Annotated in this window: 26 protein-coding genes, 3 tRNA genes and 1 pseudogene; 18 read left to right on the top strand and 12 right to left on the bottom strand. The window is 71.3% G+C overall.

Going from position 1 to position 24,664, the window contains the following annotated elements; genetic code table 11:
• Window positions 1-8 precede the first annotated feature (8 nt).
• The gene (locus tag AB0H75_RS24240) at window positions 9-863 is read right to left on the bottom strand and encodes a hypothetical protein (protein ID WP_367799643.1); all 855 of its coding nucleotides are present in this window, start codon (window positions 861-863) and stop codon (window positions 9-11) included.
• A gap of 243 nt (window positions 864-1,106) precedes the next feature.
• Between AB0H75_RS24240 and serA the strand changes: the two genes are divergently transcribed.
• The 4 genes from serA to AB0H75_RS24220 all read left to right on the top strand — a co-directional run bounded on the left by serA (window position 1,107) and on the right by AB0H75_RS24220 (window position 5,581).
• Window positions 1,107-2,696 (top strand): phosphoglycerate dehydrogenase, encoded by a 1,590-nt coding sequence (serA, locus tag AB0H75_RS24235; RefSeq protein ID WP_367799641.1) that lies wholly within the window; start codon window positions 1,107-1,109, stop codon window positions 2,694-2,696.
• A 308-nt stretch (window positions 2,697-3,004) separates the two neighbouring features.
• Complete coding sequence (locus AB0H75_RS24230; RefSeq protein WP_367799639.1) at window positions 3,005-3,133, top strand: hypothetical protein; 129 nt, start codon at window positions 3,005-3,007, stop codon at window positions 3,131-3,133.
• An 83-nt stretch (window positions 3,134-3,216) separates the two neighbouring features.
• Window positions 3,217-4,263, top strand: a complete 1,047-nt coding sequence (locus tag AB0H75_RS24225) for a 3-isopropylmalate dehydrogenase (RefSeq protein WP_367799637.1) — start codon at window positions 3,217-3,219, stop codon at window positions 4,261-4,263.
• A 220-nt stretch (window positions 4,264-4,483) separates the two neighbouring features.
• Complete coding sequence (locus tag AB0H75_RS24220) at window positions 4,484-5,581, top strand: branched-chain amino acid aminotransferase (RefSeq protein ID WP_367799635.1); 1,098 nt, start codon at window positions 4,484-4,486, stop codon at window positions 5,579-5,581.
• A 66-nt stretch (window positions 5,582-5,647) separates the two neighbouring features.
• Here AB0H75_RS24220 and AB0H75_RS24215 read toward each other — a convergent pair whose 3' ends face one another.
• Complete coding sequence (locus AB0H75_RS24215; protein WP_367799633.1) at window positions 5,648-6,292, bottom strand: O-methyltransferase; 645 nt, start codon at window positions 6,290-6,292, stop codon at window positions 5,648-5,650.
• Window positions 6,293-6,350: 58 nt separating this feature from the next.
• On the opposite strand from AB0H75_RS24215, the gene AB0H75_RS24210 reads away from it, so the two are divergent.
• Together AB0H75_RS24210 and cimA are read left to right on the top strand one after the other, a co-directional pair.
• On the top strand, window positions 6,351-6,995 hold the full coding sequence (locus tag AB0H75_RS24210; RefSeq protein ID WP_367799631.1) for a DsbA family protein: 645 nt from the start codon (window positions 6,351-6,353) through the stop codon (window positions 6,993-6,995).
• Between the two features lie 210 nt (window positions 6,996-7,205).
• A complete protein-coding gene (gene cimA, locus AB0H75_RS24205) occupies window positions 7,206-8,780 on the top strand; it encodes a citramalate synthase (protein WP_367799629.1) in 1,575 nt (524 codons plus the stop codon).
• 21 nt (window positions 8,781-8,801) lie between these two features.
• Here the strand turns inward: cimA and AB0H75_RS24200 are convergent, their stop codons facing one another.
• The 3 genes from AB0H75_RS24200 to AB0H75_RS24190 all read right to left on the bottom strand — a co-directional run bounded on the left by AB0H75_RS24200 (window position 8,802) and on the right by AB0H75_RS24190 (window position 11,232).
• A complete protein-coding gene (locus AB0H75_RS24200; RefSeq protein ID WP_367799627.1) occupies window positions 8,802-9,077 on the bottom strand; it encodes a hypothetical protein in 276 nt (91 codons plus the stop codon).
• A gap of 67 nt (window positions 9,078-9,144) precedes the next feature.
• Window positions 9,145-10,776 carry a heparinase II/III family protein gene (locus AB0H75_RS24195; RefSeq protein WP_367799625.1) on the bottom strand — a complete coding sequence of 544 codons (1,632 nt, stop codon included), beginning with the start codon at window positions 10,774-10,776 and terminating at the stop codon, window positions 9,145-9,147.
• A 102-nt stretch (window positions 10,777-10,878) separates the two neighbouring features.
• Window positions 10,879-11,232: an antibiotic biosynthesis monooxygenase gene (locus AB0H75_RS24190; RefSeq protein ID WP_367799623.1), complete on the bottom strand. Its 354-nt coding sequence runs from the start codon at window positions 11,230-11,232 to the stop codon at window positions 10,879-10,881.
• A gap of 127 nt (window positions 11,233-11,359) precedes the next feature.
• Between AB0H75_RS24190 and AB0H75_RS24185 the strand changes: the two genes are divergently transcribed.
• Window positions 11,360-12,136 (top strand): fumarylacetoacetate hydrolase family protein, encoded by a 777-nt coding sequence (locus AB0H75_RS24185; protein WP_367799621.1) that lies wholly within the window; start codon window positions 11,360-11,362, stop codon window positions 12,134-12,136.
• Window positions 12,129-13,502 (top strand): glutamate--tRNA ligase, encoded by a 1,374-nt coding sequence (gene gltX / locus AB0H75_RS24180; protein WP_367799619.1) that lies wholly within the window; start codon window positions 12,129-12,131, stop codon window positions 13,500-13,502. Before AB0H75_RS24185 ends, gltX begins: the two co-directional genes overlap by 8 nt.
• A gap of 75 nt (window positions 13,503-13,577) precedes the next feature.
• Here gltX and AB0H75_RS24175 read toward each other — a convergent pair whose 3' ends face one another.
• Window positions 13,578-15,548, bottom strand: a complete 1,971-nt coding sequence (locus tag AB0H75_RS24175) for a M3 family metallopeptidase (RefSeq protein WP_367799617.1) — start codon at window positions 15,546-15,548, stop codon at window positions 13,578-13,580.
• Between the two features lie 166 nt (window positions 15,549-15,714).
• Here AB0H75_RS24175 and AB0H75_RS24170 point away from each other — a divergent pair.
• Window positions 15,715-15,786 (top strand) — tRNA-Gln (locus tag AB0H75_RS24170).
• 50 nt (window positions 15,787-15,836) lie between these two features.
• Here AB0H75_RS24170 and AB0H75_RS24165 read toward each other — a convergent pair.
• Together AB0H75_RS24165 and AB0H75_RS24160 are read right to left on the bottom strand one after the other, a co-directional pair.
• Window positions 15,837-15,965, bottom strand: coding sequence for a hypothetical protein (locus AB0H75_RS24165; RefSeq protein ID WP_367799615.1), 129 nt, complete (start codon window positions 15,963-15,965; stop codon window positions 15,837-15,839).
• A 23-nt stretch (window positions 15,966-15,988) separates the two neighbouring features.
• Entirely contained in the window at window positions 15,989-16,141 is a 153-nt protein-coding gene (locus AB0H75_RS24160; RefSeq protein ID WP_367799613.1) for a hypothetical protein, read from the bottom strand.
• Between AB0H75_RS24160 and AB0H75_RS24155 the strand changes: the two genes are divergently transcribed.
• From AB0H75_RS24155 to AB0H75_RS24140, 4 genes and pseudogenes are all read left to right on the top strand, one after another.
• Window positions 16,140-16,979, top strand: coding sequence for a sensor histidine kinase (locus AB0H75_RS24155; protein ID WP_367799611.1), 840 nt, complete (start codon window positions 16,140-16,142; stop codon window positions 16,977-16,979). The two genes, AB0H75_RS24160 and AB0H75_RS24155, sit on opposite strands and share 2 nt — an antisense overlap.
• 109 nt (window positions 16,980-17,088) lie before the next feature.
• Window positions 17,089-17,298 (top strand): annotated as a pseudogene (locus AB0H75_RS24150) (LuxR C-terminal-related transcriptional regulator); the annotation flags it as partial.
• A 48-nt stretch (window positions 17,299-17,346) separates the two neighbouring features.
• Window positions 17,347-17,422: transfer RNA gene (locus AB0H75_RS24145), tRNA-Glu, on the top strand.
• Window positions 17,423-17,440: 18 nt separating this feature from the next.
• Window positions 17,441-17,513, top strand: a tRNA-Glu gene (locus AB0H75_RS24140).
• Window positions 17,514-17,671: 158 nt separating this feature from the next.
• On the opposite strand, the gene AB0H75_RS24135 is transcribed toward AB0H75_RS24140, so the two are convergent.
• Together AB0H75_RS24135 and AB0H75_RS24130 are read right to left on the bottom strand one after the other, a co-directional pair.
• Window positions 17,672-19,387 carry a hypothetical protein gene (locus AB0H75_RS24135; protein ID WP_367799609.1) on the bottom strand — a complete coding sequence of 572 codons (1,716 nt, stop codon included), beginning with the start codon at window positions 19,385-19,387 and terminating at the stop codon, window positions 17,672-17,674.
• A gap of 58 nt (window positions 19,388-19,445) precedes the next feature.
• Window positions 19,446-20,162: an IclR family transcriptional regulator gene (locus AB0H75_RS24130; protein ID WP_055505144.1), complete on the bottom strand. Its 717-nt coding sequence runs from the start codon at window positions 20,160-20,162 to the stop codon at window positions 19,446-19,448.
• Between the two features lie 143 nt (window positions 20,163-20,305).
• Here AB0H75_RS24130 and leuC point away from each other — a divergent pair, with 143 nt between their 5' ends.
• From leuC to AB0H75_RS24110, 4 genes are all read left to right on the top strand, one after another.
• Window positions 20,306-21,691, top strand: a complete 1,386-nt coding sequence (gene leuC, locus AB0H75_RS24125) for a 3-isopropylmalate dehydratase large subunit (RefSeq protein WP_367799607.1) — start codon at window positions 20,306-20,308, stop codon at window positions 21,689-21,691.
• 13 nt (window positions 21,692-21,704) lie between these two features.
• Window positions 21,705-22,292, top strand: coding sequence for a 3-isopropylmalate dehydratase small subunit (gene leuD / locus AB0H75_RS24120; protein ID WP_367799605.1), 588 nt, complete (start codon window positions 21,705-21,707; stop codon window positions 22,290-22,292).
• Window positions 22,271-22,513, top strand: coding sequence for a hypothetical protein (locus tag AB0H75_RS24115; RefSeq protein ID WP_367799603.1), 243 nt, complete (start codon window positions 22,271-22,273; stop codon window positions 22,511-22,513). The genes leuD and AB0H75_RS24115 overlap by 22 nt, the downstream gene beginning before the upstream one ends.
• A gap of 98 nt (window positions 22,514-22,611) precedes the next feature.
• A complete protein-coding gene (locus AB0H75_RS24110; protein ID WP_367799601.1) occupies window positions 22,612-22,908 on the top strand; it encodes an HU family DNA-binding protein in 297 nt (98 codons plus the stop codon).
• A 101-nt stretch (window positions 22,909-23,009) separates the two neighbouring features.
• Here the strand turns inward: AB0H75_RS24110 and AB0H75_RS24105 are convergent, their stop codons facing one another.
• On the bottom strand, window positions 23,010-23,210 hold the full coding sequence (locus AB0H75_RS24105; RefSeq protein WP_367799599.1) for a hypothetical protein: 201 nt from the start codon (window positions 23,208-23,210) through the stop codon (window positions 23,010-23,012).
• Between the two features lie 18 nt (window positions 23,211-23,228).
• A complete protein-coding gene (gene cofC, locus AB0H75_RS24100) occupies window positions 23,229-23,876 on the bottom strand; it encodes a 2-phospho-L-lactate guanylyltransferase (RefSeq protein WP_367799597.1) in 648 nt (215 codons plus the stop codon).
• 74 nt (window positions 23,877-23,950) lie between these two features.
• On the opposite strand from cofC, the gene AB0H75_RS24095 reads away from it, so the two are divergent.
• Window positions 23,951-24,661, top strand: coding sequence for a lysophospholipid acyltransferase family protein (locus AB0H75_RS24095; protein WP_367799595.1), 711 nt, complete (start codon window positions 23,951-23,953; stop codon window positions 24,659-24,661).
• Window positions 24,662-24,664: the final 3 nt, after the last annotated feature.

Here is a 24,664-nt window from a genome sequence, read left to right as displayed (position 1 = left end):
TTCGCCGTTCAGTCGCTCACGTTCGCGCAGACCACGTGCGCGCCGATCTCGATCATGCGCCGCTCGCTGCGCGCGTCGGCCACCCGGGCCATGAGGATCGGCGCGCCGCTGGCCGCGAACTGCGGCAGCCGGGCCCGCACCAGGCGGTGCAGGTCGCGCACGACGTCCTCGGCGGCCGACATGTGGACCTTGACGTGCAGCATGATCCCGGTGGCCCCGGAGGCGGTGCTCGCCTCGGAGATCCAGACGTGGTGCACCAGCGGGAAGTCCATGAGCAGGTACGCGATCGCCTGGCGCAGGGCGGGCAGGATCGGGTGCGTGCACCTGCGGTAGCCGGGGTCCACCTGCTGCATCGGGCCCGACAGGTGCGGCCGCGGCGCGGGCACCCACGGGAACGCCGGCGCCTGCGGGGCCGGCGGGGCGACCTGGGCCAGCGCGGCGCCCCGCGACACGGTGGCCATCGCGCCGGTGGCGTAGGCGGCCGGGGCCGCCCCCGACAGCACGGGCGTCGGCCCGGTCCGCGTCGTGGTGAGGAAGCGTTGCAGGTCGTCGATGGGCACGGCCGCGGCGGCCGGTCCGGCCGCGTCGATCACGATCTCCCGTACGCCCGTGACGCGCTGGATGTCCAGGATGGTGTCGGCGTCGCAGGCCGACAGGGAATGGCTGCCGCGGTGCCGGGCGTAGGTCGCCGGGCTGGTGTAGCCGAGCAGCACGCGGTCGCCGGCCTGGGTCGTCCCGAGGACGACGGAGCGGTCCGGTCGCACCGCGACCAGGACACCGCCATCGGCGAGGGCGCCCAGCAGCCGGTGGGGTGTGCCGTGCTGGGCGAGAACGTCGGCAAGCGCAGGATTCCCGATGCTCATATGACGAACCATAGGTAGTCGGCCACGGCTTATCAGGCTAATGGCGAATAAATCCCCCGATCAAGATGAAGATGGCCCCGGGATGCGTGACTTTGCAGCGCGCTGGGTACGAGCCGGGTCGTCTCAGATGGTGGGTCTCTCGTGAATGCGTTCACAAGCCCCGGTTAGACTCGGGAGGACCGCCGGGGGATCCATGGACGTGTCCCCCTTCAAGACCCGCCGGAAGCCCCTAAGGATCCACCCGTGAACAAGCCCGTCGTTCTGGTCGCAGAGGAGCTGTCCGAGGCCGGCCTCGCCGTGCTCGGCGCTGATTTCGAGGTCCGCCACACCGACGGCGCCGACCGTTCCCAGCTGCTGCCCGCCCTCGCCGACGTGGACGCGCTCATCGTGCGCTCCGCCACGCAGGTCGACGCCGAGGCCATCGCCGCGGCGCCCAAGCTGCGCGTGGTCGCCCGCGCGGGCGTCGGCCTCGACAACGTCGACGTCGAGGCGGCCACCAAGGCCGGTGTCATGGTCGTCAACGCGCCGACCTCCAACATCACCAGCGCCGCCGAGCAGACCATCGCCCTCATCCTCGCCAGCGCGCGCAACACCGCCCAGGCCCACGCCGCGCTGAAGAACGGCGAGTGGAAGCGGTCCAAGTACACCGGCGTCGAGCTGGACGAGAAGGTCGTCGGCATCCTCGGCTTCGGCAAGATCGGCCAGCTCGTGGCGCAGCGGCTGCAGCCGTTCGGCGTCGAGATCATCGCCTACGACCCCTACCTGCCGCCGGCCCGCGCCGCGCAGCTCGGCGTCAAGCTGGTGAGCCTCGACGAGGTGTTCAAGCAGTCCGACTTCATCACGGTGCACCTGCCCAAGACCAAGGAGACCCTCGGGCTCATCGGCGAGGAGGCGCTGCGCAAGGTCAAGCCCAGCGTCCGCATCGTCAACGTGGCCCGCGGCGGCATCGTGGACGAGGCCGCGCTCTACTCGGCGATCAAGGAGGGCCGCGTCGCCGGCGCGGGACTCGACGTGTTCGCCAAGGAGCCCTGCACCGACAGCCCGCTGTTCGAGCTGGACCAGGTCGTCGTCACCCCGCACCTCGGCGCCTCCACGCACGAGGCCCAGGAGAAGGCCGGCACCCAGGTCGCGCGGAGCGTGAAGCTGGCCCTCGCCGGCGAGTTCGTGCCGGACGCGGTCAACGTCCAGGGCGGCGCGGTGGCCGAGGACGTCAAGCCGGGCCTGCCGCTGGCCGAGAAGCTGGGCCGGGTGTTCACCGCGCTGGCCGGCGAGATCGCCACCAAGCTCGACGTCGAGGTGCGCGGCGAGATCGCCTCCCAGGACGTGCGGGTCATCGAGCTGGCCGCGCTCAAGGGCGTGTTCGCCGACGTGATCGAGGAGCAGGTCACCTACGTCAACGCGCCGCTGCTGGCCAAGGACCGCGGCGTCGCCGTCGAGCTGGTCACCAGCTCCGAGAGCCCCGACTGGCGCAACGTGGTCACCGTGCGCGGCGTGCTGGCCGACGGCCGCCAGGTCTCGGTGTCGGGCACGCTGTCCGGCCCGCGGCAGATCACCAAGATCGTCGAGGTCAACGGCTACGAGATGGAGATCGAGCCGACGGCCCACCTGGCGTTCTTCACCTACGCCGACCGTCCCGGCATCGTCGGCGTGGTCGGCCGGCTGCTCGGCGAGCACGGCGTCAACATCGCCTCCATGCAGGTGGCCCGCGACACCAAGGGCGGCAGCGCGCTCATCGCGCTGACCGTCGACTCGGCCATCCCCGCCGACATCGTGGAGCAGATCGTCGCCGAGATCGGCGCCGACAGCGGCCGCTCGGTGGACCTGGAGGACTGACCTCCCGACGAGGGAAGGCCGCCGCCCGGCACGGGCGGCGGCCTTTTTGTTGTCTCGGCATGCGAGATACTAGGACATCCAACGAGATTCCTCGGTTACCGTGGAAGCACATGCGCCAGGTACTCGTACTCATTACCTGCCGCGGCGAGGCCTGTTAGGGCAGGTCGACGACTCGCCGCGGTGATCGGCGTGCGTCGGCCGGTAAGTCCCTCCCGTCCGGTCCGTGATCCGGATCCGCGACAGCAGGCCCCGTTCGGATTCGCGACCGGGGTCCGACCACACCCACTGGAACACGTCCGCGAAGAGAGATGAGCGCCATGTACGAGATGTACGCCTGGAACGGTGCCGAGGAGCACGAGGACGAGGCCGCCGAGGCCCTGCAGACCGCGCTGGACCGCCGCGACAACGGCGGCGCCCCCCAGGCCACGGGCTGGTAGAGAACGGAATGGGACTTCGGGTGAGAAGTCCGGAAAATGAGACGGTGTGTTCGTCAGGCGAGACGAGCCGGTAAGGTACCCGCATGGAGTCGCGTAACATCCGCCTGGCCGTCATCCCCGGCGACGGCATCGGCACCGAGGTCGTCACCGAAGGGCTCAAGGTCCTGGAGGCCGTAGGGACGAAGATCGAGTCCACCCACTACGACCTGGGCGCGGCCCGCTACCACCGCACCGGCGAGACGCTTCCCGACGCCGTGCTGGAGGAGCTGCGGGGCTACGACGCGATCCTGCTCGGCGCGGTGGGCGACCCCAGCGTGCCCCCGGGCATCCTGGAGCGCGAGCTGCTGCTGCGGCTGCGCTTCGCGTTCGACCACTACGTCAACCTGCGCCCGGTCAAGCTCTTCCCCGGCGTCGAGACCCCGCTGGCCGACACCGCGGCCGAGGACATCGACATGATCGTGGTCCGCGAGGGCACCGAGGGCCTCTACGCGGGCACCGGCGGCACCATGCGGCGCGGCACGCCGCACGAGATCGCCACCCAGGAGTCGCTCAACACCGCCCACGGCGTCGAGCGCGTGGTCCGCTACGCCTTCGACAAGGCGCAGGGCCGCCCGCGCAAGAAGCTGACGCTGGTCCACAAGACCAACGTCCTCACCTTCGCCGGCGACCTGTGGCAGCGCACGGTCAACCGGGTGGCGGAGGAATACCCCGAGGTCACCACCGACTACTGCCACATCGACGCGGCGTCGATGTTCTTCGTGACGCAGCCGGAGCGCTTCGACGTGGTCGTCACCGACAACCTGTTCGGCGACATCATCACCGACCTCGGCGCGGCCATCGCGGGCGGCATCGGCCTGGCCGCCAGCGGCAACATCAACCCCGAGCGCACCGCGCCCAGCATGTTCGAGCCGGTGCACGGCAGCGCCCCCGACATCGCGGGCCAGGGCAAGGCCGACCCGACCGCCACCATCCTGTCGGTCGCCATGCTCCTCGACCACCTGGGCCTGTCCGCCGAGGCGGCCAAGGTCGAGCAGGCGGTCGCCGAGGACATCGTCGAGCGGCTGTCCGGCTGGACGGGCCGCACCACCTCCCAGATCGGCGACGACATCACCGCGCGAGTATCCGGCTAGGGCCGCCCAGCCCCGTGAGCGCCTGGCGGTCCGTGGAGGATCGCCAGGCGCTTTTTGCTGCCCTGACCGTCGAATCCCCCATTGGCCGCTTGCCATCCCATATGGCGAGACAATAGGAAGTACGAGCTGCCTTCGGGCAGAGCTGCCGCACCACCGCGGGTCCCGGGACCCGCAGGATTCGGTAGATTTTCGCGAAATCGCAGAGAGAAGGACCGTCGTCATGACCATCGCTCAGAAGCTCAGCTTCGACGTGCAGCTATCCGACCACGCTCGCACCGCGGCCGAGCGCGAGCAGGTACTGGCGAGCCCCGGGTTCGGGCAGACCTTCACCGATCACATGATCACGATCGACTACACCGAGGGCCACGGCTGGCACGACGCCCGGCTCGTGCCGTACGGGCCGCTCTCGCTCGACCCGGCCACCTCGGTCTTCCACTACGCCCAGGAGCTGTTCGAGGGCCTGAAGGCATACCGGCAGGCCAACGGCTCGATCGTGATGTTCCGCCCGTACGCCAACGCCGCCCGCTTCAACCGCTCGGCGCTGCGCATGGCCATGCCCGAGCTGCCCGAGGAGACCTTCGTCGGCTCACTCGAACTGCTCGTCGAGACCGACAAGGAGTGGGTGCCCACGACCGAGGGGCACAGCCTCTACCTACGGCCCTTCATGATCGCCACGCAGGCGGGGCTCGGGGTCAACTACCCGTCCAAGAGCTACAAGTACATGGTCATCGCCTCGCCGGCGGCCTCGTACTTCACCGGCGGCATCAAGCCCGTCTCGGTGTGGCTGTCCACCGAGTACACCCGGGCCGCGCCCGGCGGCACCGGCTTCGCCAAGTGCGGCGGCAACTACGCGGCGGCGTTCGTCGCCCAGCGCCAGGCCGTCGAGAACGGCTGCGACCAGGTCGTGTGGCTGGACGCCGGCGAGCACAAGTACGTCGAGGAGATGGGGGGCATGAACCTGTTCTTCGTCTTCGGCGACAAGCTCGTCACGCCCGCCCTGACCGGCACCCTGCTGCCCGGCATCACCCGCGAGTCGATCCTGGAGCTGGCCGGCGACCTCGGCCTGCGGACCGAGGAGCGGCTGATCTCGGTCGAGGAGTGGCAGGCGGCGTGCGCATCGGGCGAGCTGACCGAGGTCTTCGCCTGCGGCACGGCGGCCGTGGTGACCCCGGTCGGCTCGGTCAAGGGCGCCGACCGGGCCTGGACGGTCGGCGACGGCACGCCCGGCCCGGTGACGATGCGGGTGCGCGAGGAGCTGGTCGGCATCCAGTACGGCGCCCGCCCCGACGCGCACGGCTGGATCCACAAGATCCTCTGATCGCGGAGTCGCGGCGATCGGTGCTCGGCGCTCACTGCTCGGCGCGCGGGGCTCAGTGCCTGGTGATCAGTGCTTGGTGATCAGCGTCATGCCGTCGGCGACCGGCAGCAGGAGCACGCTCACCCGCGGATCCTCGATCACCAGGTCGTTGAACTCGCGGATCGCCACCGTGGTCGGCTCGTCGTGCGCCGGGTCGGCCACGTACCCGCGGCGCAGCGTGTTGTCGGCGATCAGCAGGCCGCCCGGGCGCATGCGGGCGATCAGCAGCTCGTAGTAGCCGGGGTAGTTGCCCTTGTCGGCGTCCACGAAGGCGAGGTCGACGGTCTGGTCGAAGGCGGCGAGGGTCTCCAGCGCCGGGCCCAGGGTGAGCGTCACCCGGTCGTCCACCCCGGCCTCCGCCCAGTAGCGGCGCGCGACGGAGGTCCACGTGTCGCTGACGTCGAAGCAGTGCAGCCGCCCGCCCCGCAGGCCCCGCGCGATGCAGAGCGAGGAGTAGCCGGTGAAGGTGCCCACCTCCACCGCCACCTCGGGCGCCATGAGCTGGGTGATCATCGTGAGGAACGTGCCCTGGTCAGGGGAGATCTGCATGCCGGCGTCGTCGCCCGCGATCTCCAGCGTCTCCCGTGCCAGCCGCTCCAGCAGCGGGTCGGGCCTGGTGGAGTGCTCAAGGACGTAGCGGGCGACGGCTGGGCTCAGGAGGTCGGCCTTCATACGACCATTCTTCCGGGTCCGATAGGGTCTGCGCGATCGACGAGGTGAGAGTGGGCGGATGATGAAGCGGTTGGTGGCGGTCGCGGTCGCGTGCGTGGCGATCGCCGTCCTCGGTGTGCTGGCCTTTTCCGAGCCGGGCGCGAGCTCCGAGGGGGTGCGCCTGACCCGCCAGATCGACGGGTCGATGGTGCTGGCGGACAAGGGGAGCGACGCTCCCGTCCTGGACCTCTACGAGGATTTCGACTGCCCGATCTGCAAGCGACTGCACGCCGAGGTGGATCCGACGATCCAGCGGCTGGCCCGCGCGGGCCAGGTCAAGGTCGTCTTCCACGCCGTGACGATCTTCCGGGACGAGCCCATGCGCTCCAACTCCGTCCGCGCCGCCGCGGCCGCCCGCTGCGTGCCCGAGGAGAGCTGGCTGGCCTTCCGCGACGAGCTGTACGCCATGCAGCCCGCGCCGCACGGCGTGGCCTCCGGCTTCACCGTGGAGGAGCTGGCCCGGGCGGCCAGGAAGGCGGGCGCGCAGGTGGACGAGTGCGTGCGCTCCCAGTCGTACGCCGAGGCGCACCTGGCCGAGACCGCGAAGGTGCGGCTGGAGGGCACCCCGACCCTGCTGCTGGACGGCCGGCTCCTCGGCGACGAGGCGCTCGACCCGGCCGCACTGGAGAAGATCATCACCGGCCGCGGCGGCGTGACGGTGTGACGGGGCGCCGGAGTGACGGGATGACGTCCAAGCACTGAGACCGGTGTGTCGGATGGTGGATCGGTGTGGCAGACTGGGGAGCACCATGTTCTACGGTCTGCTCATTATCGGCAGGCGCGCTGGCTGACACAGGGACACCGCCAGCGCGCAGACCTCTCACGTCCGTGAGGGGTCTTTTTGTTTTCCGGGATCTCCAGAAGGAAGAGGCTCATGGCCGACGACCGGTTCCACGTATATGACACGACCCTGCGTGACGGCGCACAGCAGGAGGGGCTCAGCCTCACCGTCGCCGACAAGCTCGCCGTCGCGCGTCACCTGGACAGCCTGGGCGTCGGTTTCATCGAGGGCGGCTGGCCCGGAGCCAATCCCAAGGACACCGAGTTCTTCAGGCGTGCTCGAACAGAGCTGGACCTGGAGCACGCGCAGCTCGCCGCGTTCGGCGCGACCCGCCGGGCCGGGGTGAAGGCAGCCGACGACCCATTGGTGGCCGCACTGCGCGAATCCGGCGCGCCGGTCGTGACCCTTGTCGCCAAGAGTCACGACCGGCACGTGGAACTGGCCCTCCGCACCACCCTTCAGGAGAACCTCGCGATGATCCGCGACACGGTCTCCCACCTGCGTGCGGAGGGCCAGCGGATCTTCCTCGACGCCGAGCACTTCTTCGACGGCTACAAGTCCAACCCGGCCTACGCGCTGGAGGTCCTCAGGACCGCCGCCGAGGCCGGGGCCGACGTCATCGCCCTGTGCGACACCAACGGCGGCATGCTCCCCGACGAGCTGGCCGACATCGTCCACGAGGCCGTGCAGGCCGGCGCCCGGGTCGGCATCCACTGCCACGACGACACCGGCTGCGCGGTCGCCAACACCCTGGCCGCCGTCCGCGCCGGCGCCACCCACGTGCAGGGCTGCGCCAACGGCTACGGCGAGCGCTCCGGCAACGCCAACCTCTTCACCGTCGTCGCCAACCTCCAGCTCAAGCGGGGCTTCGACCTGGTGCCGCCGGCCGCGCTGGCCGACATGACGCGCATCGCGCACGCCATCACCGAGGTCACCAACGTCACCCCCAACTCGCACGCGCCGTACGTCGGCATGTCCGCCTTCGCCCACAAGGCCGGACTGCACGCCAGCGCCATCAAGGTGGACCCCAACCTCTACCAGCACATCGACCCCGCCCAGGTGGGCAACGACATGCGGATGCTGGTCTCCGACATGGCCGGCCGCGCCTCGGTCGAGCTCAAGGGCCGCGAGCTGGGCTACGACCTGACCCCCGAGCACACCAAGGCGCTGGTCGAGCGGGTCAAGGACCTGGAGTCGCGCGGCTTCACCTTCGAGGCCGCCGACGCCTCGTTCGAGCTGCTGCTGCGCGACACCGTGCACGGCACCCGCAAGCGCCACTTCGAGGTGGAGTCCTGGCGGGTCATCGTCGAGCGCACCAAGGGCGGCGAGCTGGTCAGCGAGGCCACGGTCAAGCTGCACGCCAAGGGCGAGCGCATCGTGGCCACCGGCGAGGGCAACGGCCCCGTCAACGCCCTCGACAGGGCCGTCCGGCTGGCGCTGGAGCAGCTCTACCCCGAGCTGGCCAAGCTGGAGCTGGTCGACTTCAAGGTCCGCATCCTGGAGGACACCCACGGCACCGACGCCGTCACCCGGGTGCTCGTCACCTCCAGCGACGACACGGGCGAGTGGGCCACGGTCGGCGTCGCCGAGAACATCATCGACGCCTCCTGGCAGGCGCTGGAGCAGGCGGTCACCTACGGCCTGCTGCGCGCCGGCCGCGACTGCTGACCACCCGAGCCCGGCTGCCGGTCACGCGGGCGCGCAGCCGTAGGCTCCCAGGGTGCCGTTCCAGGGGAAGACGTAGCGGCAGCGGTGGACGCCCGCGGCGGTGCCGCCGAGGACGGTGACCACGACGTCGCCGTAGCCGGTGCCGTCGCAGCCGTTCGCGGCGAAGTCGTAGCCGTCGGCGTCCTGGGCGGTCAGGTCGCCGAAGAAGCAGTGGTGGGCGCCGTCCGCGAGGGCGGGCGGCGCCGTCAGGAGCACGGCCGCCGACGCGGCCACCATGAGGAGCGCGAGACGTTTCACGCCCTCCACGTTAGGAAGGCCGCCGCGCCCCGCCCAGAGGCACCCGTCACTGCCGGAGGTGGATTCCTCACACCAGCCCGGCGGGGAAGGAGACGCCCTCGACCGTGACCCTGCCGCCCGAGCAGGACACCTTCGGGGAGTCGGTGCCCGGCACGATCACCGTGAGCAGCGACTTCGCCGCCGGCGACACCACCACGTTCGCCGGCAGCCTCGACAGGTAGGCCGGCGACACCCAGCCGAGCCTGCCGCCGCGCTCCACCTTCTGGCCGCCGACCGGCCGGCACGACGGCCCGAGCTGCACCAGCGTGACCTTGAACTTGCCGTCGCCGAGCACGACCCGGCCGCCGTCGTTCGAGACCAGCTTGAGCGACGGGTCGAAGCGCCACAGGTTCGTCACCCGCTTGCCGCCGGAGGCGGTGTCCAGCACCGCCATCAGGTCCTGGCCGTGGTTGACCAGCACCGACCTGGTGCGGGCGGTCCCGTACGCCTTGTCGGTCAGCCGGAACGCCTGCCGGTCGGCCCCGATCGACGACGTGGTGAGCCGCGAGGCCGTGCGCGGCCGGAACCTCGCCCCGGCCACCGTGGGCACGTTGTGCGCCTCGGGGGAGAGCGTCCAGTAGCGGTAGGCGCTCTTCTCGTAGGAGTGGAACCCGGCGTCCACGAGGAGGTTGCGGCCCTGCGCGTAGTAGGTGACGCCCAGGTGGTCCTCGTGGCCGTGGAACTTCATGCCCGGCCCGAACCGGAGCGAGTAGTACGCCGAGTCGGGCTTGCCCCACGCCGTGCGGCCGAAGACGTAGCCCGCCCGGTAGACCTTGACCTCCTGCTTGGGCGTGCCCGTCTCCATCTTCGGCTCGGTCTCGGCGCTGCCGTCGCCGAGCGGCGCCATGTAGCCGTCGGGCATGGTCGCGTGCGCGATGAAGTCCTTCAGCGCCTCGGCGCGCCGGGCGATCTCGCCGGGAACCTTGCGGCCGCAGGACTTCATGTTGGCGATCGCGACCTGGAGGCGGCCGTAGACGTAGACCGCGTAGCGGGGGGCCTGCTCCATCAGCGCGCCCTGGGCGTCCACGTCGAGCTTGACGGTGCCGGTCAGGCGCCTGACCGCCAGGTCGGACCAGTCCTTGCGGCCGTAGCGGCAGCCGATGCCCATGAGCGCGATGTCCTGGTCGATGCCGTGGTTGTGGCCCTTCTTGTACAGGGCCGGGTTCGACAGGAGCTTGGCGTGCACGGCCAGGCTGTCCTTCAGCCAGGCGTCCTTGACGTGCTCGCTCAGGCACAGCAGCGGCTGGGTGCGCAGCGAGACCGGATGGTCCTGCCAGACGTAGGACCTGGTGCCGGGCGCGCGGTACTTGTTGTGCGCCACCCAGTCCTTGGCGATCTCCGTGGCGCGGTCCAGGTAGCGCCGCTCGCCGGTGTTCTCGTACTCGACGACCAGCGCGCCCATCCAGCGCAGCGACTGGAAGACGAACTCCCACGAGCGGTTCTTGTATGGGCTCGCGGTCCAGTCGATCTTCTCGCCCAGCTTGTGGACCGGCAGCCCGACCAGCGAGATCTCGCCCCGCATGACGTCGTCGGCGGTGGGGGTGCCCGGCAGCCAGTCGCCCTGGCAGGCCGCGGTACGCGCCACCTTGTCCGCGTGCGCCGGGCCCGCCAGGCCGCCGAGCGCGAGCATGAGGGCAAGAGGTATCGCGAGGCGGCGCACGCCAGGTCCTTTCATGACAGAAGATGCAGGCGGGACATGCTTTCGGAACCGGATCACCTGGTCAAGCGGAATGCCCGATTCGTTAGCCGCCCGGCCCTCCGGTCACCTCTTGGGAGCGGCGGTCTCGGCCACCTCGAACGTCCACACCTCGGACCCGCTGGCAGCCGGGCCCTGCCCGTGCCCGTGCCCCTGCCCCTCGCCGCGCCCGGCGTCGGCGGCGGCCTGCGCGTGGCCGCGGGCGAACGCCTGGCTCTGCTGCCACTTCTGGAAGTCCTCCTCGCTGCGCCAGCGGGTGTAGACGAGGTAGCGCTCGGTCCCCTCCACCGGCCGCAGCAGCTCGAACCACTCGAACCCGTCCGCGGACTCGACCATCCCGGCCCGGTTGGAGAAGCGCCGTTCGAGCTCCTCCCGCATCTCGGCGGGCACGGTCAGCACGTTGATCTTCACGACGGACAACGGGAACCCCTCTCGTGTGCGCAGGTGAGGCCACCAGGCTAAGCCATGCCCCCTCCGCCCCCGGGGGCCCCCGTGACCCGCCGCGCCGGTGACCGGACCCCTCCGGGGTCGGCGCTAGCCTTGACGGGTGCGTATAGCGAGGTTCTCCACAGGCGAAGGCGTCTCGTTCGGCGTGGTCGAGGGCGGCCCCGGCGAGGAGTTCGTCTCCACGGTCGCCGGCCACCCGTTCAACCAGGTGCAGTTCACCGGCGAGCGCCACCCGCTCAGCCAGGTGAAGCTGCTGGCCCCGATGCTGCCGAGCAAGGTCGTCGCCATCGGCAGGAACTACGCCGAGCACGCCCGCGAGATGGGCAACGAGGTCCCCGACGAGCCGCTCATCTTCATCAAGCCGTCCACCTCGGTGATCGGTCACGGCGAGAACATCGCCTACCCCACGTCGCTGTCCGACCGCGTCGACTACGAGGGCGAGCTGGCCGTGGTGATCGGCCGGCTGTGCCGCGAGGTCCCGGTCGAGCGGGTCAAGGACGTCATCTTCGGCTACACCTGCGCCAACGACGTCACCGCCCGCGACCTGCAGAAGAAGGACGTGCAGTTCACCCGGGCCAAGGGGTTCGACACCTTCTGCCCGCTCGGGCCGTGGATCCAGACCGACCTCGACGCCGGTGACTTGGCCCTGACCACCACGGTCAACGGCGAGATCCGGCAGAGCGGGCGTACCAACCAGCTCATCCACGACATCCCCGCGCTGGTGGCCTACGTCAGCGCGGTCATGACGCTGATCCCCGGCGACGTCATCCTGACCGGCACCCCGGCGGGCGTCGGCCCGCTCCAGATCGGCGACGAGGTCAGCGTCGGCATCGAAGGCATCGGCACACTCACGAACAAGGTGGTCTCCCGTGACTGACGTACGGGTCAGGTTCGCCCCGTCCCCCACCGGCATGTTCCACGTCGGCGGCGCCCGCACGGCGCTGTTCAACTGGGCGCTGGCCGAGCAGTCCGGCGGCCGGTTCGTGCTGCGCATCGAGGACACCGACGCCTCGCGCAACCGTCCCGAGTGGACCGAGGGCATCATCTCCGCGCTCGACTGGATCGGCGTCAACGGCACCCACCCGGCCTTCGAGGGCCCCTACTTCCAGTCCGCGTACGAGCCGCAGCACCGCGAGGCCGTCGCCAAGCTGCTGGCCGACGGCCGCGCCTACTACTGCGACTGCACCCGCGAGGCGCTGGTCGCCCGCACCGGCTCCGAGCACCGCGGCTACGACGGCCACTGCCGCGAGCGCGGCCTGAGCGCGGGCGCGGTCCGCTTCCGCACCCCCGACGAGGGCGTGACCGTCGTCCCCGACCTCATCAGGGGCGACGTCGAGTTCCCCAACGAGGCCCAGGAGGACTTCGTCATCGCCCGCACCGACGGCTCGCCGCTCTACGTGCTGGCCAACGCGGTCGACGACATCACCCAGAACATCACCCACGTCGTACGCGGCGAGGAGCACCTGGGCAACGCGGCCAAGCAGATGTTGCTCTGGCCCGCCCTGGGCGCCAACCCGCCGGTCTGGGCCCACCTGCCGGTGATCGTCAACGAGCAGCGCAAGAAGCTGTCCAAGCGCCGCGACAAGGTGGCGCTGGAGGACTACCGGGCCGAGGGCTACCTCGCCGAGGCCATGGTCAACTACCTCATGCTGCTCGGCTGGGGCCCCGGCGAGGACCGCGAGATCATGCCGTGGTCGGAGATGGTGCCGCTGTTCCGCCTGGAGGACGTCAACTCCTCCAGCGCCTTCTTCGACGAGAAGAAGCTGCGGGCCTTCAACGGCGAGTACCTCCGGGCGCTGCCGCTGGAGACCTTCGAGGAGCGCTGCTCGCCCTACCTGGAGGAGTCCTGGGACCGCGAGCTGTTCAGCAAGCTCGCGCCGCTGGCCCAGACCCGCATCGGGGTGCTGTCGGAGATCCGGCAGAACGTCGACTTCCTCTTCCTGGACGAGCCGGTGTTCGACGCGGCGTCCTGGGACAAGGCGATGAAGAACTCCCCGGCGGAGATCATCTCCGGCTACCTGGAGCGGCTGGAGCTGGTGAGCTGGGACCCCGAGTCGCTCAAGCAGGCCTTGGAGGAGGTCGGCGCGGCCCACGGGCTCAAGCTGGGCAAGGCCCAGGCGCCGGTCCGGGTGGCGGTCACCGGCCGCACGGTGGGCCTGCCGCTGTTCGAGTCGATCGAGGTGCTGGGCCGCGAGCGCACCCGGCACCGCCTGCGCGCCGCCCTGGACCGCCTCGGCGCCTGACGTCGTCCCGGTGGACGCGTGCGGCTCACTCCGGCGTGGGCCGCACGCACACCGCGGGTGGTGCTCCTGTGGATGTCAGTCCAGGCCGCGCCGCTTGAGCAGCGGGTCGATGCGCGGCTCGCGCCCCCGGAAGTTGCGGAAGGCCGTCAGCGGGTCGAGGCTGCCGCCCTTCGACAGCAGCTCGCGGCGGAAGTGGTCGCCGTTGGCCCGGGTGAGCCCGCCGTTCTCCTTGAACCACTCCACGCTCTCGGCGTCCAGCACCTCGCTCCAGATGTAGGAGTAGTAGCCGGCGCTGTAGCCGCCCGAGAAGATGTGCGCGAAGTAGTTGGTGCGGTAACGCGGCCGCACCTGCGGGACGGCGATCCCGGCCGCCTCCAGGGCCGCCGCCTCGAACGCCTCGGCGTCGGCCACGCTCTCGCCGGGCTTGAGCCGGTGCCAGGCCCAGTCGAGCAGCGTGGCGGCCAGGTACTCGACGGTCTTGAAGCCCTGGTTGAACGTCTCGGCCGCGGTCAGCTTCTCCACCAGCTCGGCTGGCATCGGCTCGCCCGTCTCGTGGTGCCTGGCGTAGTTGGCCAGCACCTCGGGCCAGGTCACCCACATCTCGTTGACCTGCGACGGGTACTCGACGAAGTCGCGCGGCACGCGGGTGCCGGACACCCGCGGGAAGCGCACCCGCGAGAACAGCCCGTGCAGCGCGTGGCCGAACTCGTGGAAGGCCGTGTTGACCTCGTCGTAGGTCAGCAGCGTGGGCCCAGAGGCGGGCTTGGTGACGTTGAGGTTGTTCATGACCACCGGCCGCCGCCCGAACAGCAGCGACTGGTCGACCAGGTTGTTCATCCACGCCCCGCCGCGCTTGTTGGGCCGGGCGTACGGGTCCAGCAGGAACAGCCCGAGCGGGCTGCCGTCCTCCTCGAACACCTCGAACACCGTCATGTCGGGGTGGTAGCCGGCCAGGTCGGGCCGCTCGGTGAAGGTGATGCCGTAGAGCCTGCCGGCCGCGAAGAAGATGCCGTCGCGGTAGACGCGCTCCAGCTCGAAGTACGGCCGCATCGCGTCGGCGTCGAAGTCGTAGCGGGCCTCGCGCACCCGCTCGGAGTAGAACGGCCAGTCCCACGGCTCGATCGGGAAGCCGGCCTGCTCGGCCAGCTCCGCGGCCTCCCTGGCGGCGTTGCGCACGGCCGGGCCGACGAGCTGGCCGAGCATCTCCTCGACCGCCTCGACGGTCTTGGCCGTCTGGTCGGCCACCACGTAGGAGGCGTGGTCGGGGAAGCCGAGCAGCGCCGCCCGCTCCGCGCGCAGCGCCGCCATCCTGGCCGCGATCGCGAAGTTGCCCGGGGCGCGGCCGATGCTCAGCTCATACAGCCGGCGGCGGGTGTCGCGGTCGGTGAGCTGGGCCAGGGCGGGCTGGGCGGTGAAGTTGAGCAGCGGCAGCGCGTACGTGCCGTCGTCCCGGCGCAGCGAGGCGATCCTGGCCTCGTCGAGGCCGGCCAGCGCCGCCGGGTCCTCGACGGCCAGCGCGGACTCGGTGGCCGCCCTGAGCAGCGTCTGGGCGAAGTCGGTGGAGAGCTTCGACAGCTCCTCGTTGAGCTCGCGCAGCCGGCCCTGCTCGCCCTCCGACAGGTCGGCGCCGGCCCTGATGAAGTCCTCGCGGTACTTCTCCAGCAGCCAGGACTCCTCCGGGTCGGCGGTGGTGACCTGCTTGATGCGGGCCCAGAGCGCGCGGTTGAGCCGGATGGCGTCGCTGTGCCTGGTCAGCTCCGGCGAGATCTCCTTCTCGATCTCCATGATGCCGTCGCTGGAGTTGGAGGAGGCGATGCTGAAGAAGACCGTGGCCGTGCGGTCGAGCACGGCGCCCGACCGTTCGAGCGCGGCGATCGTGTTGTCGAAGGTCGGCGGCTCGGCGCTGCCGGCGATCGCCTCGACCTCCGCCAGCTGCTCCGCCATGCCGCGCCGGAAGGCGGGCAGGTAGTGCTCCTCGCGGATCTCGGCGAAGGGCGGCAGCTCGTACGGCAGTGCGCTGGGGGCGAAGAAGGGATTCTCTGCCAAAGCTCGGGCTCCTCCACGTGGTGTTTTGTCCCTGCACAGCTTGGCACGGCCCGGTCGCCGCCGTGCGCCGCGGTGGCTCCTCGGGCAATCGTTTTGGTCTTACCCCCGGAGCTGGGCTATTCTTTCGGACGTCGCCAAGCGCGCTCCACGGAGCTCGCGACAGCGGTGGGGTATGGTGTAATTGGCAGCACGACTGATTCTGGTTCAGTTAGTCTAGGTTCGAGTCCTGGTACCCCAGCAGATGAGCGGATGTCCTCCCCGAGGGCGTCCGTTTTTTCATGTCACCGGTCATGCCGCGAGCCGGTCGAGGATGTCGGTGATCCGCCGGTAGTCCGCCGGAGGGGGCGCGTGCGAGGTGTCCACCGTGAAGACCCCGAACCTGTTGCCCGGCGTGGCCGCGTCCGCCTCCCTGATCATGCGATCCTGCGGGGCGAGCGGTATCACCCGGTCGCGGGCGTGGCGGATGTAGCCGCGCCGGACGCGGCCCGGGCGTCCGGGTGGCCCCGGGCGTCGGCGGCCGACACCCGCAGGCTCTCGTCCGGCAGCAGGGTGTCGAGCATGGCCAGCAGCTCGCCCTCGGTGCCGCCGGCCATGAACGCCGCCCTCGCGGCCTCCAGGAACGCCGGGTCGTTCGTGCGCCAGTTGGCCGTCGCCGGCTGGTACGTCTCTGCCGAGCACGACAAGCGCGTGCCTGGCCTGGTCGAGCGCCTGCGCGCCGCGATGGACGACAACGCCGGCCTGCACGCCAGGCTCCTCGACCAGGCCAGGCACGCGGGCGTGCGCGACGAGCGGCACCGCGTCGCGGGCGAGCTGCACGACACGGTGGCGCAGGACCTCGTCGCGCTGATCCGCCGGCTCGACGCCGCCGCCCGCACCACCGGGCACGACGCCCGCCGCCACCTCGGCCAGGCCGCCGAGCTGGCCCGCCGCGGCCTCGCCGAGGCCCGCAGGTCGGTACGCGGGCTGCGTCCCGAGCCGCTGGAGCGGGCGGCCCTGCCGGAGGCGCTGCGCGGCATGGCCGACTCCTGGTCGCGGGCCCCGGGCGTGCCGCTCGCCTGCGAGGTCACCGGGCCGCCCGTCGCGTTCTCCGCCGACGTGGAGCCGCCCTGTTCCGTCCTGTTCCGTGTCGCCCAGGAGGCCCTGGCCAACGTCGCCAAGCACGCCGGCGCCCCCCGCGTGGCCCTGACCCTGTCGTACACGGACGAACTCATCCTTCTCGACATCCGAGACGACGGCGCCGGGTTCGACCCGCAGCGGCCCGCTGACGGCTTCGGCCTGGACGGGACGCGGCAGCGCGTCCGCGCGGCCGGCGGCACCCTGCGGATCGAGTCCGAGCCGGGCGCCGGCACCGCGGTCGCCGCCGCCGTCCCGCCCCTGCCCCGGACCCGGAGGGCACGGCAGATGAGCACAGCGGACGAGCACAGGGGATGAGCGCGGGGGATGAGACGATGGCCGGGAGGGAGGACGCATGACGGTGCGGGTGCTGGTCGCCGACGACCATCCGATCGTGCGCGACGGCCTGCACGCGGCCCTCGGCCCGGCCTCGGGGGCGACCAGCAAGGAGGCGGCCGCCGCGCTGTTCATCAGCGAGGCCAGCGTCAAGACGCACCTGCTGCACCTGTACGCCGAGCTCGACGTCCGCGACCGCGCCGCCGCCGTGAGCGAGGGTTACCGGCGCGGCCTGCTCACCCCGTGGGCGGGGCCGGGGGCGCCGCTGAGCGGTTTGGTTGTGGTCTGCGGGGTGCGGTAGAGTTACCTGCGTCGCCGGGGAGATCCGGCGACGAAAGCTTGTGGACAGGGTCCCGTCGTCTAGTGGCCCAGGACGCCGCCCTCTCAAGGCGGTAGCGCCGGTTCGAATCCGGTCGGGACTACCACTGTCACAAGCTCGCGAAGGTCCCGTCGTCTAGTGGCCCAGGACGCCGCCCTCTCAAGGCGGTAGCGCCGGTTCGAATCCGGTCGGGACTACGTCTGCTCGCATCATCCGCTCCGGCGCCTCCACGGCCCGGAGCGTTTTCGCGTTCCGGGCCCGTGCCGCCGGCCACCGTGACCCTCACCGTGACCCTCACCGTGACCCTCACCGTGGCCCCCGCCGCGCGAACGACGGCGGGGGCCGCGGCGGGACGTCACGCCGAGCGGGCCTTGAACAGCGCCCGCCGCGCCGCCTTGGCGACCTGCTTGTCCGGGTGGACCTGGGAGATGAGGTCGAGCAGCTCCTCCACGTGCGCGTGCGGGATGCGCCAGATCACCTCCAGCAGCTCGTTGACCATCTCGGGGCCGATGTCCTGGAGGCTGCTGACGAACTCCGAGCGGCCGAGCCCGGCCGAGATCGTCCACATGTCGAGGATCAGCCAGTGGGTGTCGTCCTGCGTCGGCTCGGGAGCGCCCTCCACGCCGAGCTGGCTCAGGTGCGTGGCCGCGTACGGGCGCAGCGACGGCTGCTTGAGCGCCGCCTGCCAGGCCGGGATCGCGGCCTCGCCCAGCGTGCCGACGACGCTGGCCGCCTGCACCCGGATGAGCGCGTCGCTCTCGTCCTCGGCCGCCGCCTCCAGCAGCTCCTCGGCGGCCCGGCCCGGCTCGCGCAGCCGCATCCAGGCGGCGAACTCGGCGTCGGCCTCCTCCTCGGGCAGCTCGGCGCTGAGCGCCAGCAGCTCGTGGGCGCTCATCGACTCGATCGCGGGGCGCGCGTCCACCTCGATGTCGGCGTCGTCCACCAGGTGGACCACGCCCTCGGTGCCGAGCGCGGTGAGCCTGAGCGTGCGGCCCTCGACCTCGGCCATGCCGTAGCCGACCAGCCAGTCGATCGCGGGCACGAGCGGGTCGCCGGCCGCCTCCCAGGCGTCGGCGCCCAGCTCCTCGTCCAGCTCGGCGGCGGCCTCGGCCAGCTCGGCCGCCAGCTCGTCGAGGTCGCGCGAGCCGCCGGCCAGCAGCAGCCGCACCAGCACGCCGCGGGTCAGGCCGGTCAGCGCCATGGTCAGGTCGTCGTCGGGCAGCTCGGGATCGCCGTAGTCGACCGAGTGCAGGCCGAGCATCCAGGCGTCGAGGACGTCCTCGTCGTCGTCGAACGGCCACTCGGCGGTGTCGTCCTGGACCGCGACCGTGTTGCCCTCGCCCGGCTCCAGGAACTCCAGGTCCACGGCGAGGTTCCAGATGTTCCACAGGTACGGCACCGACTCGGCGATCGGGCCGTCGGTGTCGGGCCTCGGCAGGCCGACCGCGGCCAGCGCCTCCTCCACCTCGGCGTCGCTGAGCAGGGTGTCCTCGCCCACGCGGCGGCCGGAGCCGACCCACAGGGCCAGGTCGCGGGCCTTGGCGATGAGCGGGGCCTGCCGGGCGGCGGCGGCCAGCTCGGAGTCGGGCCGCAGCCGGATCGTGTCGAGCTCGGCGAGCTCGTCGGCGAACGGCTCGAAGTCGCCGAGGTTGCCGGCCTCCTCCTCCTCGTCGCCCTCGCCCTCGCCGTCCTCGATGAGCTCCTCCATGAGGTCGACGAACTCGTCCTCGATGTCGTCGAGCTCGGACTGCAGATCGGCGAGGGTGTCGGAGCGCTCCGTCAGCCTGCCGGTCCGCGAGAGGAACGTGAGGTAGGCGTCCACGGCCGAGAGCATGCCGTCGGCGGCGGCGTCAGGGTCCTCGACGACCTTGGGCATGCGGTCGAGCAGCAGGTTGCGCAGGTCGGCACGCTTCCACGTGCCGAGGTCCTGCGAGAAGGCGAGACGGTGCCACAGGGCGGCGGGCCCCACGAGCTCGGGGTCGCTGTCGGGCGCGTTGGCCCGCGCCCACATGATGAACTCTTCGAGCAGGGGTCGCAGCTCAGTGGCGGCTACCTCGATGCGATCTGTCACGCACTCAGGCTAGTGCGCCCGCGAGGCTGGCGGCTCCCGAAATACATCCTTTTGCTGATCATGACGTGCGGCGCATCGCCTCGGTGATGCGCTCGGCGGCGGCCATGACGGGCACCGCGTGCAGCCGCCCGGGGGCCCGCGTCAGCCGTTCGATGGGGCCCGAGACCGACACCGCGGCGATCACCTTCCCGCCGCTGCCCCTGATGGGGGCCGAGACGCTGGCCACGCCCTGCTCGCGCTCGCCGACGCTGTGGGCCCAGCCGCGCCGCCGCACCGAGGCGAGCGTCGCCGCGGTGAACTTGGCGCCGCGCAGGCCGCGGTGCAGCCGGTCGGGCTCCTCCCACGCCAGCAGGATCTGCGCCGCCGAGCCGGCCGTCATGGGCAGCGCCGAGCCCACGGGCACGGTGTCGCGCAGACCGCTGGCCCGCTCGGCCGCGGCCACGCAGACCCGCTCGTCGCCCTGGCGGCGGTAGAGCTGCGCGCTCTCCCCGGTCAGGTCCCTGAGCTGGGTGAGCACCGGGGCGGCCACCGCCAGCAGCCGGTCCTCGCCGGCCGCCGTGGACAACTCCGACAGCCGCGGGCCCAGCACGAACCGGCCCTGCGTGTCACGGCTGACGATGCGGTGGTGCTCAAGAGCGACGGCCAGCCGGTGGGCCGTGGGCCGGGCCAGGCCGGTGGCCTGGACGAGCTGCGCCAGTGAAGCGGGTCCCGCTTCGAGGGCATTGAGTACAAGAACGGCCTTGTCGAGTACTCCGACTCCGCTAGAGTTGTCCATGTACCGATACTGCAGTCTCGACATATGAGAAAGCAAGTCGGAGGCGAACTCCCGCGAAGCAGCGCCGGCGCCCTGGGCGCCGGGCGGGGGCGGGCCCCAACCGGGCGGTGCGACGGTGCACCGCGAGGACACAGGAGGAGATCATGGGCCGCACACTGGCCGAGAAGGTCTGGGAGCAACACGTCGTCCGGCGTGCCGAGGGCGAACCTGACCTGCTCTACATCGACCTGCACCTCATCCACGAGGTGACCAGCCCGCAGGCGTTCGACGGGCTCAGGCTCGCCGGCCGCAAGGTGCGCCGCCCCGACCTCACGATCGCCACCGAGGACCACAACGTGCCGACCGTGCTCGGGCCGATCTCCGACCCCGTGTCCAGGACGCAGGTCGAGACGCTGCGCAAGAACGCCGCCGAGTTCGGCATCCGGCTGCATCCCATGGGCGACGCCGGGCAGGGCGTGGTCCACATCATCGGCCCGCAGTTCGGCCTGACCCAGCCGGGCATGACGATCGTCTGCGGCGACTCCCACACCTCGACGCACGGCGCGTTCGGCGGCATCGCGTTCGGCATCGGCACCTCCGAGGTCGAGCACGTGCTCGCCACCCAGACGCTGCCCGCCTACCGGCCGAAGACCATGGCCATCGAGGTCAGCGGCGAGCTGCCCGTCGGCGTCACCGCGAAGGACCTGATCCTGGCCATCATCGCCAAGATCGGCACCGGCGGCGGCCAGGGCCACATCATCGAGTACCGCGGCGAGGCCGTGCGCAAGCTCTCGATGGAGGGCCGCATGACCGTCTGCAACATGTCGATCGAGGCCGGCGCGCGGGCGGGCATGATCGCCCCGGACGAGACCACGTTCGCCTACCTCAAGGGCCGCCAGCACGCCCCCCAGGGCGAGGCGTGGGACCAGGCCGTCGCGTACTGGAAGTCGCTGCGCACCGACGACGACGCCGTGTTCGACAAGGTCGTGGAGATCGACGCCACGACGCTGACCCCGTACGTCACGTGGGGCACCAACCCGGGCCAGGGCCTGCCGCTGGGCGAGGCCGTCCCCGCCCCCGGCTCCTTCGCCGACCCGGTCGAGCGGGCCGCCGCCGAGCGGGCGCTGGAGTACATGGGCCTGACCGCCGGCACGCCGCTGCGCGAGATCGAGGTCGACACGGTCTTCGTCGGCTCGTGCACCAACGGCCGCATCGAGGACCTGCGCTCGGCCGCCGAGATCCTCAAGGGCCGCCAGGTCAAGACCCGCACGCTCATCGTGCCCGGCTCGATGCTGGTCAAGCTCCAGGCCGAGCAGGAGGGCCTGCACGAGGTGTTCAGGGCCGCCGGCGCCGAGTGGCGCGAGGCCGGCTGCTCGATGTGCCTCGGCATGAACCCCGACACGCTCCAGCCGGGCGAGCGCAGCGCCTCGACCTCCAACCGCAACTTCGAGGGCCGCCAGGGCAAGGGTGGCCGCACCCACCTGGTGTCGCCGCAGGTCGCCGCCGCGACCGCCGTCACCGGCCGCCTGACCGCCCCCGCCGACCTGTAAGGAGCCAGGACCGATGGAAGCCTTCACCACCCACACCGGTACGGCGGTGCCGCTGCGCCGCAGCAACGTCGACACCGACCAGATCATCCCGGCCGTATGGCTCAAGCAGGTCAGCCGCACCGGCTTCGAGAAGGGCCTGTTCGCCGCCTGGCGCGAGGACCCGACGTTCGTCCTGAACGACCCCTCCTACGAGGGCGGCTCGATCCTCGTCTCCGGCCCCGACTTCGGCACCGGCTCCTCCCGCGAGCACGCGGTCTGGGCCCTGCAGCAGTACGGGTTCCGCGTCGTGATCGCCGCCCGCTTCGGCGACATCTTCCGCAACAACTCCACCAAGATGGGCCTGCTGCCGGTCGTCCTGCCCGGCGACAAGGTCGAGGAGCTGCAGGCGGCCGTCGAGGCCGACCCCAAGCTGGAGATCACCGTCGACCTGGCCGGACGCCAGGTCCGCTGGGCGGGCGAGGCCGTGCCGTTCGAGATCGACGACTACACCCGCTGGCGGCTCATGGAGGGCCTGGACGACATCGGCCTGACCCTGCGTCACGCCGAGGACATCGCGACGTACGAGAATGGTCGGCAGCCATGGCTGCCGACGACCGTCTAGAGCACGAGCACGACGAGCTGGCGCGGCGGTTGCGCGAGGCGCACCGCCGCGTCCGCGCGCTGTCCGCCGACCCGGCGGTGGACAGGGAGCGGCTGGCCCGCCGCTACCTCGCCATCTGCGACCTCGCCAAGCACGATCCGCGACGGGCGGCGGCCCGCCTGGACGCCTTCCTGTCCGCGCTCGACACGCCACGCGACGACGAAAACACGCTCGGTGATTGAGTTCCCCCGCGATCCCGCCTACTTTCGACCGCGTAAGGGGTTTCTACGTCGGACTCGTGTGCTGGAACCCTGACCATAACTGGGGGAGCAGGACTTTCATGAACAAGCGAGAACTCGTCGAGGCCATCACGGACCGGGTGGGCGACAAGAGGACGGCCACCGAGGCCGTGAACGCGGTCATCGACACCATCCAGAAGGCCGTGGCGAGCGGCGACAAGGTCTCGATCACCGGCTTCGGCGCGTTCGAGATGGTCAACAAGCCGGCGCGCACGGCCAGGAACCCGTCGACGGGCGCGGAGATCAACGTCGCGGAGAGCTGGGCTCCCAAGTTCCGGCCCGGGTCGGAGTTCAAGGACCTGGTGAACGAGGGCGGCAAGAAGAGCGGCAAGAAGTAGCCGCAGCCGATCGAGCCGATCGCCGCGCCCGGGCTTCTCGGCCCGGGCGTCGCGCGTTTCCGGGGCCCCCTCCTGGGCGGCGGGCCCTAAGGCAGCGGGCCCTAAGGCAGTGGGAACGTCGAGAGCGTCACGTAGGTGACGCGCCCCCCGGACATCGCCAGGTTGACCCGCTGACCGGGGCGCAGCAGCCGCAGCGGGCCCGCGTCGAAGGCGGGCGCGTCGAACTCCAGCACGGTCCCGTCGTCGAGGAAGACCGTGCCCGACCTGGTGGCCTCGTCGAAGCCGCGTACCGTGCCCTGCACGCCCACCAGCGTAATCGCTCAGGCCGGGGGCTTGAAGCCCGGCCACAGCTCGGCGACGACCGCCGCCGTGTGCCGGCCCAGGCCCAGCGCGACGGCCGCGCGCAGGTCGTCGGGGGTGTCCACGTCGCGCCGCACCGAGTCGATGCCCGGCACGCACAGCTCCTTCGCCCCGCCCGCCAGGTGCCTGGCCCGCGACTCCCCGCCGAAGCGCGGCGCGAACGGGATGCCCGGCCGCACTCCGTAGAAGGTGGTGCCGACGTCCAGCGCGTCCGGCACGAACGCCTGGTCGAACTCGGCCGCCGCGCCCAGCGCCGTCGCCAGCTCGGCCGGCCGCAGCGCGGGCAGGTCGGCCTGCAACGCGCCCACCGCGTCGCCCGGCGCGACCCGTACCGCGTGGGCGGCGCCCGTGCGCAGCGCGGTGTTCAGCCCGCGGTCGGGGTCGTGCACCACCTCCGCGCCCAGCGCCGCCAGCGGCCCCGCCGCCGCGGGGTCGGACGTCACCACGATCACCCGGGCCACCGCCGGGCAGGACAGCGCCGCCGCCACGGTGTCGCTCGCCACCGCCACGGCGAACCTCGTGCGGTGCGGCCCCGTGGCGTCGGCCAGCCGGGTCTTCGCCGCGACCAGCGTCTTGACCGGAATGACCAGGGACCACCGGAAGCTCATACCCTTAAGCATCGCGCCTCGACATCCTCAAGGGGCAACCGGGAGACTTGGGGCGCATACCCGAGGAGGAGTCCATGAGCCGCCCCACGCGACCGTCGCGTTTCTGGGAGTCCCTGGCAGTCGTTGTCGTCAAACCGCTGTCCCGGCTCCTGGTCAGGCGGGACTGGCGGCACGGCGAGCGCGTCCCCCGCACCGGCGGCGTCATCATCGCGGCCAACCACCTCTCCTGGACGGACCCCGTCCTGCTGTCGCACTTCCTCTACAACCACGGGCGCTGGCCGGTCATCCTGGCCAAGTCCGGGTTGTTCCGCGTGCCTCTGCTCGGCAGGGCGGTGACCGGGCTGCTGGCCATCCCCGTCGAGCGCGGCAGCAGCGAGGCCGCCAGGTCGTTGCGGATCTCCTCCCAGCGGCTCCAGGACGGTTGCGCGATCCTGTTCTACCCCGAGGGCACCTGCACCCGTGACCCGGACCTGTGGCCGATGGTGGGCAAGACGGGCGTGGCCCGGCTGGCGCTGGAGAGCGGCGCCCCGGTCATCCCCGTGGCCCACTGGGGCGCGCAGGAGCTGCTGCCCTACGGCGAGAAGAAGCCGCGGCTGTTCCCGCGCAAGACCTTCCACGTGTCCGTGGGCCCGCCGGTCGATTTGTCCAAGTATGCGGGCAAGTCGCCGCACGCCGAGGTCCTGCGTGACGCCACCGCCGACATCATGGCGGCCGTCACCGCGCAGCTCGCCGAGCTGCGCGGCGAGAAGGCGCCCGAGACCCCCTACGACCCCGCCCGGCGGTGACGG

Origin of the sequence: Nonomuraea sp. NPDC050783, from assembly GCF_040802095.1 — a bacterium.
Lineage (GTDB): Bacteria > Actinomycetota > Actinomycetes > Streptosporangiales > Streptosporangiaceae > Nonomuraea.
The sequence above is the reverse complement of the archived record's forward strand: the minus strand, read 5'-3'. Positions and strand labels throughout refer to the sequence as shown.

Coding starts and splice junctions, on each gene's coding strand:
- AB0H75_RS24240 (WP_367799643.1), bottom strand. CDS start 863: ATGAGCATCGGGAATCCTGCGCTTGCCGACGTTCTCGCCCAGCACGGC.
- AB0H75_RS24230 (WP_367799639.1), top strand. CDS start 3,005: ATGAGCGCCATGTACGAGATGTACGCCTGGAACGGTGCCGAGGAGCAC.
- AB0H75_RS24225 (WP_367799637.1), top strand. CDS start 3,217: ATGGAGTCGCGTAACATCCGCCTGGCCGTCATCCCCGGCGACGGCATC.
- AB0H75_RS24220 (WP_367799635.1), top strand. CDS start 4,484: ATGACCATCGCTCAGAAGCTCAGCTTCGACGTGCAGCTATCCGACCAC.
- AB0H75_RS24215 (WP_367799633.1), bottom strand. CDS start 6,292: ATGAAGGCCGACCTCCTGAGCCCAGCCGTCGCCCGCTACGTCCTTGAG.
- AB0H75_RS24210 (WP_367799631.1), top strand. CDS start 6,351: ATGATGAAGCGGTTGGTGGCGGTCGCGGTCGCGTGCGTGGCGATCGCC.
- cimA (WP_367799629.1), top strand. CDS start 7,206: ATGGCCGACGACCGGTTCCACGTATATGACACGACCCTGCGTGACGGC.
- AB0H75_RS24165 (WP_367799615.1), bottom strand. CDS start 15,965: ATGATCAGGGAGGCGGACGCGGCCACGCCGGGCAACAGGTTCGGGGTC.
- AB0H75_RS24155 (WP_367799611.1), top strand. CDS start 16,140: ATGAACGCCGCCCTCGCGGCCTCCAGGAACGCCGGGTCGTTCGTGCGC.
- AB0H75_RS24160 (WP_367799613.1), bottom strand. CDS start 16,141: ATGGCCGGCGGCACCGAGGGCGAGCTGCTGGCCATGCTCGACACCCTG.
- AB0H75_RS24130 (WP_055505144.1), bottom strand. CDS start 20,162: ATGGACAACTCTAGCGGAGTCGGAGTACTCGACAAGGCCGTTCTTGTA.
- leuC (WP_367799607.1), top strand. CDS start 20,306: ATGGGCCGCACACTGGCCGAGAAGGTCTGGGAGCAACACGTCGTCCGG.
- leuD (WP_367799605.1), top strand. CDS start 21,705: ATGGAAGCCTTCACCACCCACACCGGTACGGCGGTGCCGCTGCGCCGC.
- AB0H75_RS24115 (WP_367799603.1), top strand. CDS start 22,271: ATGGCTGCCGACGACCGTCTAGAGCACGAGCACGACGAGCTGGCGCGG.
- AB0H75_RS24110 (WP_367799601.1), top strand. CDS start 22,612: ATGAACAAGCGAGAACTCGTCGAGGCCATCACGGACCGGGTGGGCGAC.
- cofC (WP_367799597.1), bottom strand. CDS start 23,876: ATGAGCTTCCGGTGGTCCCTGGTCATTCCGGTCAAGACGCTGGTCGCG.
- AB0H75_RS24095 (WP_367799595.1), top strand. CDS start 23,951: ATGAGCCGCCCCACGCGACCGTCGCGTTTCTGGGAGTCCCTGGCAGTC.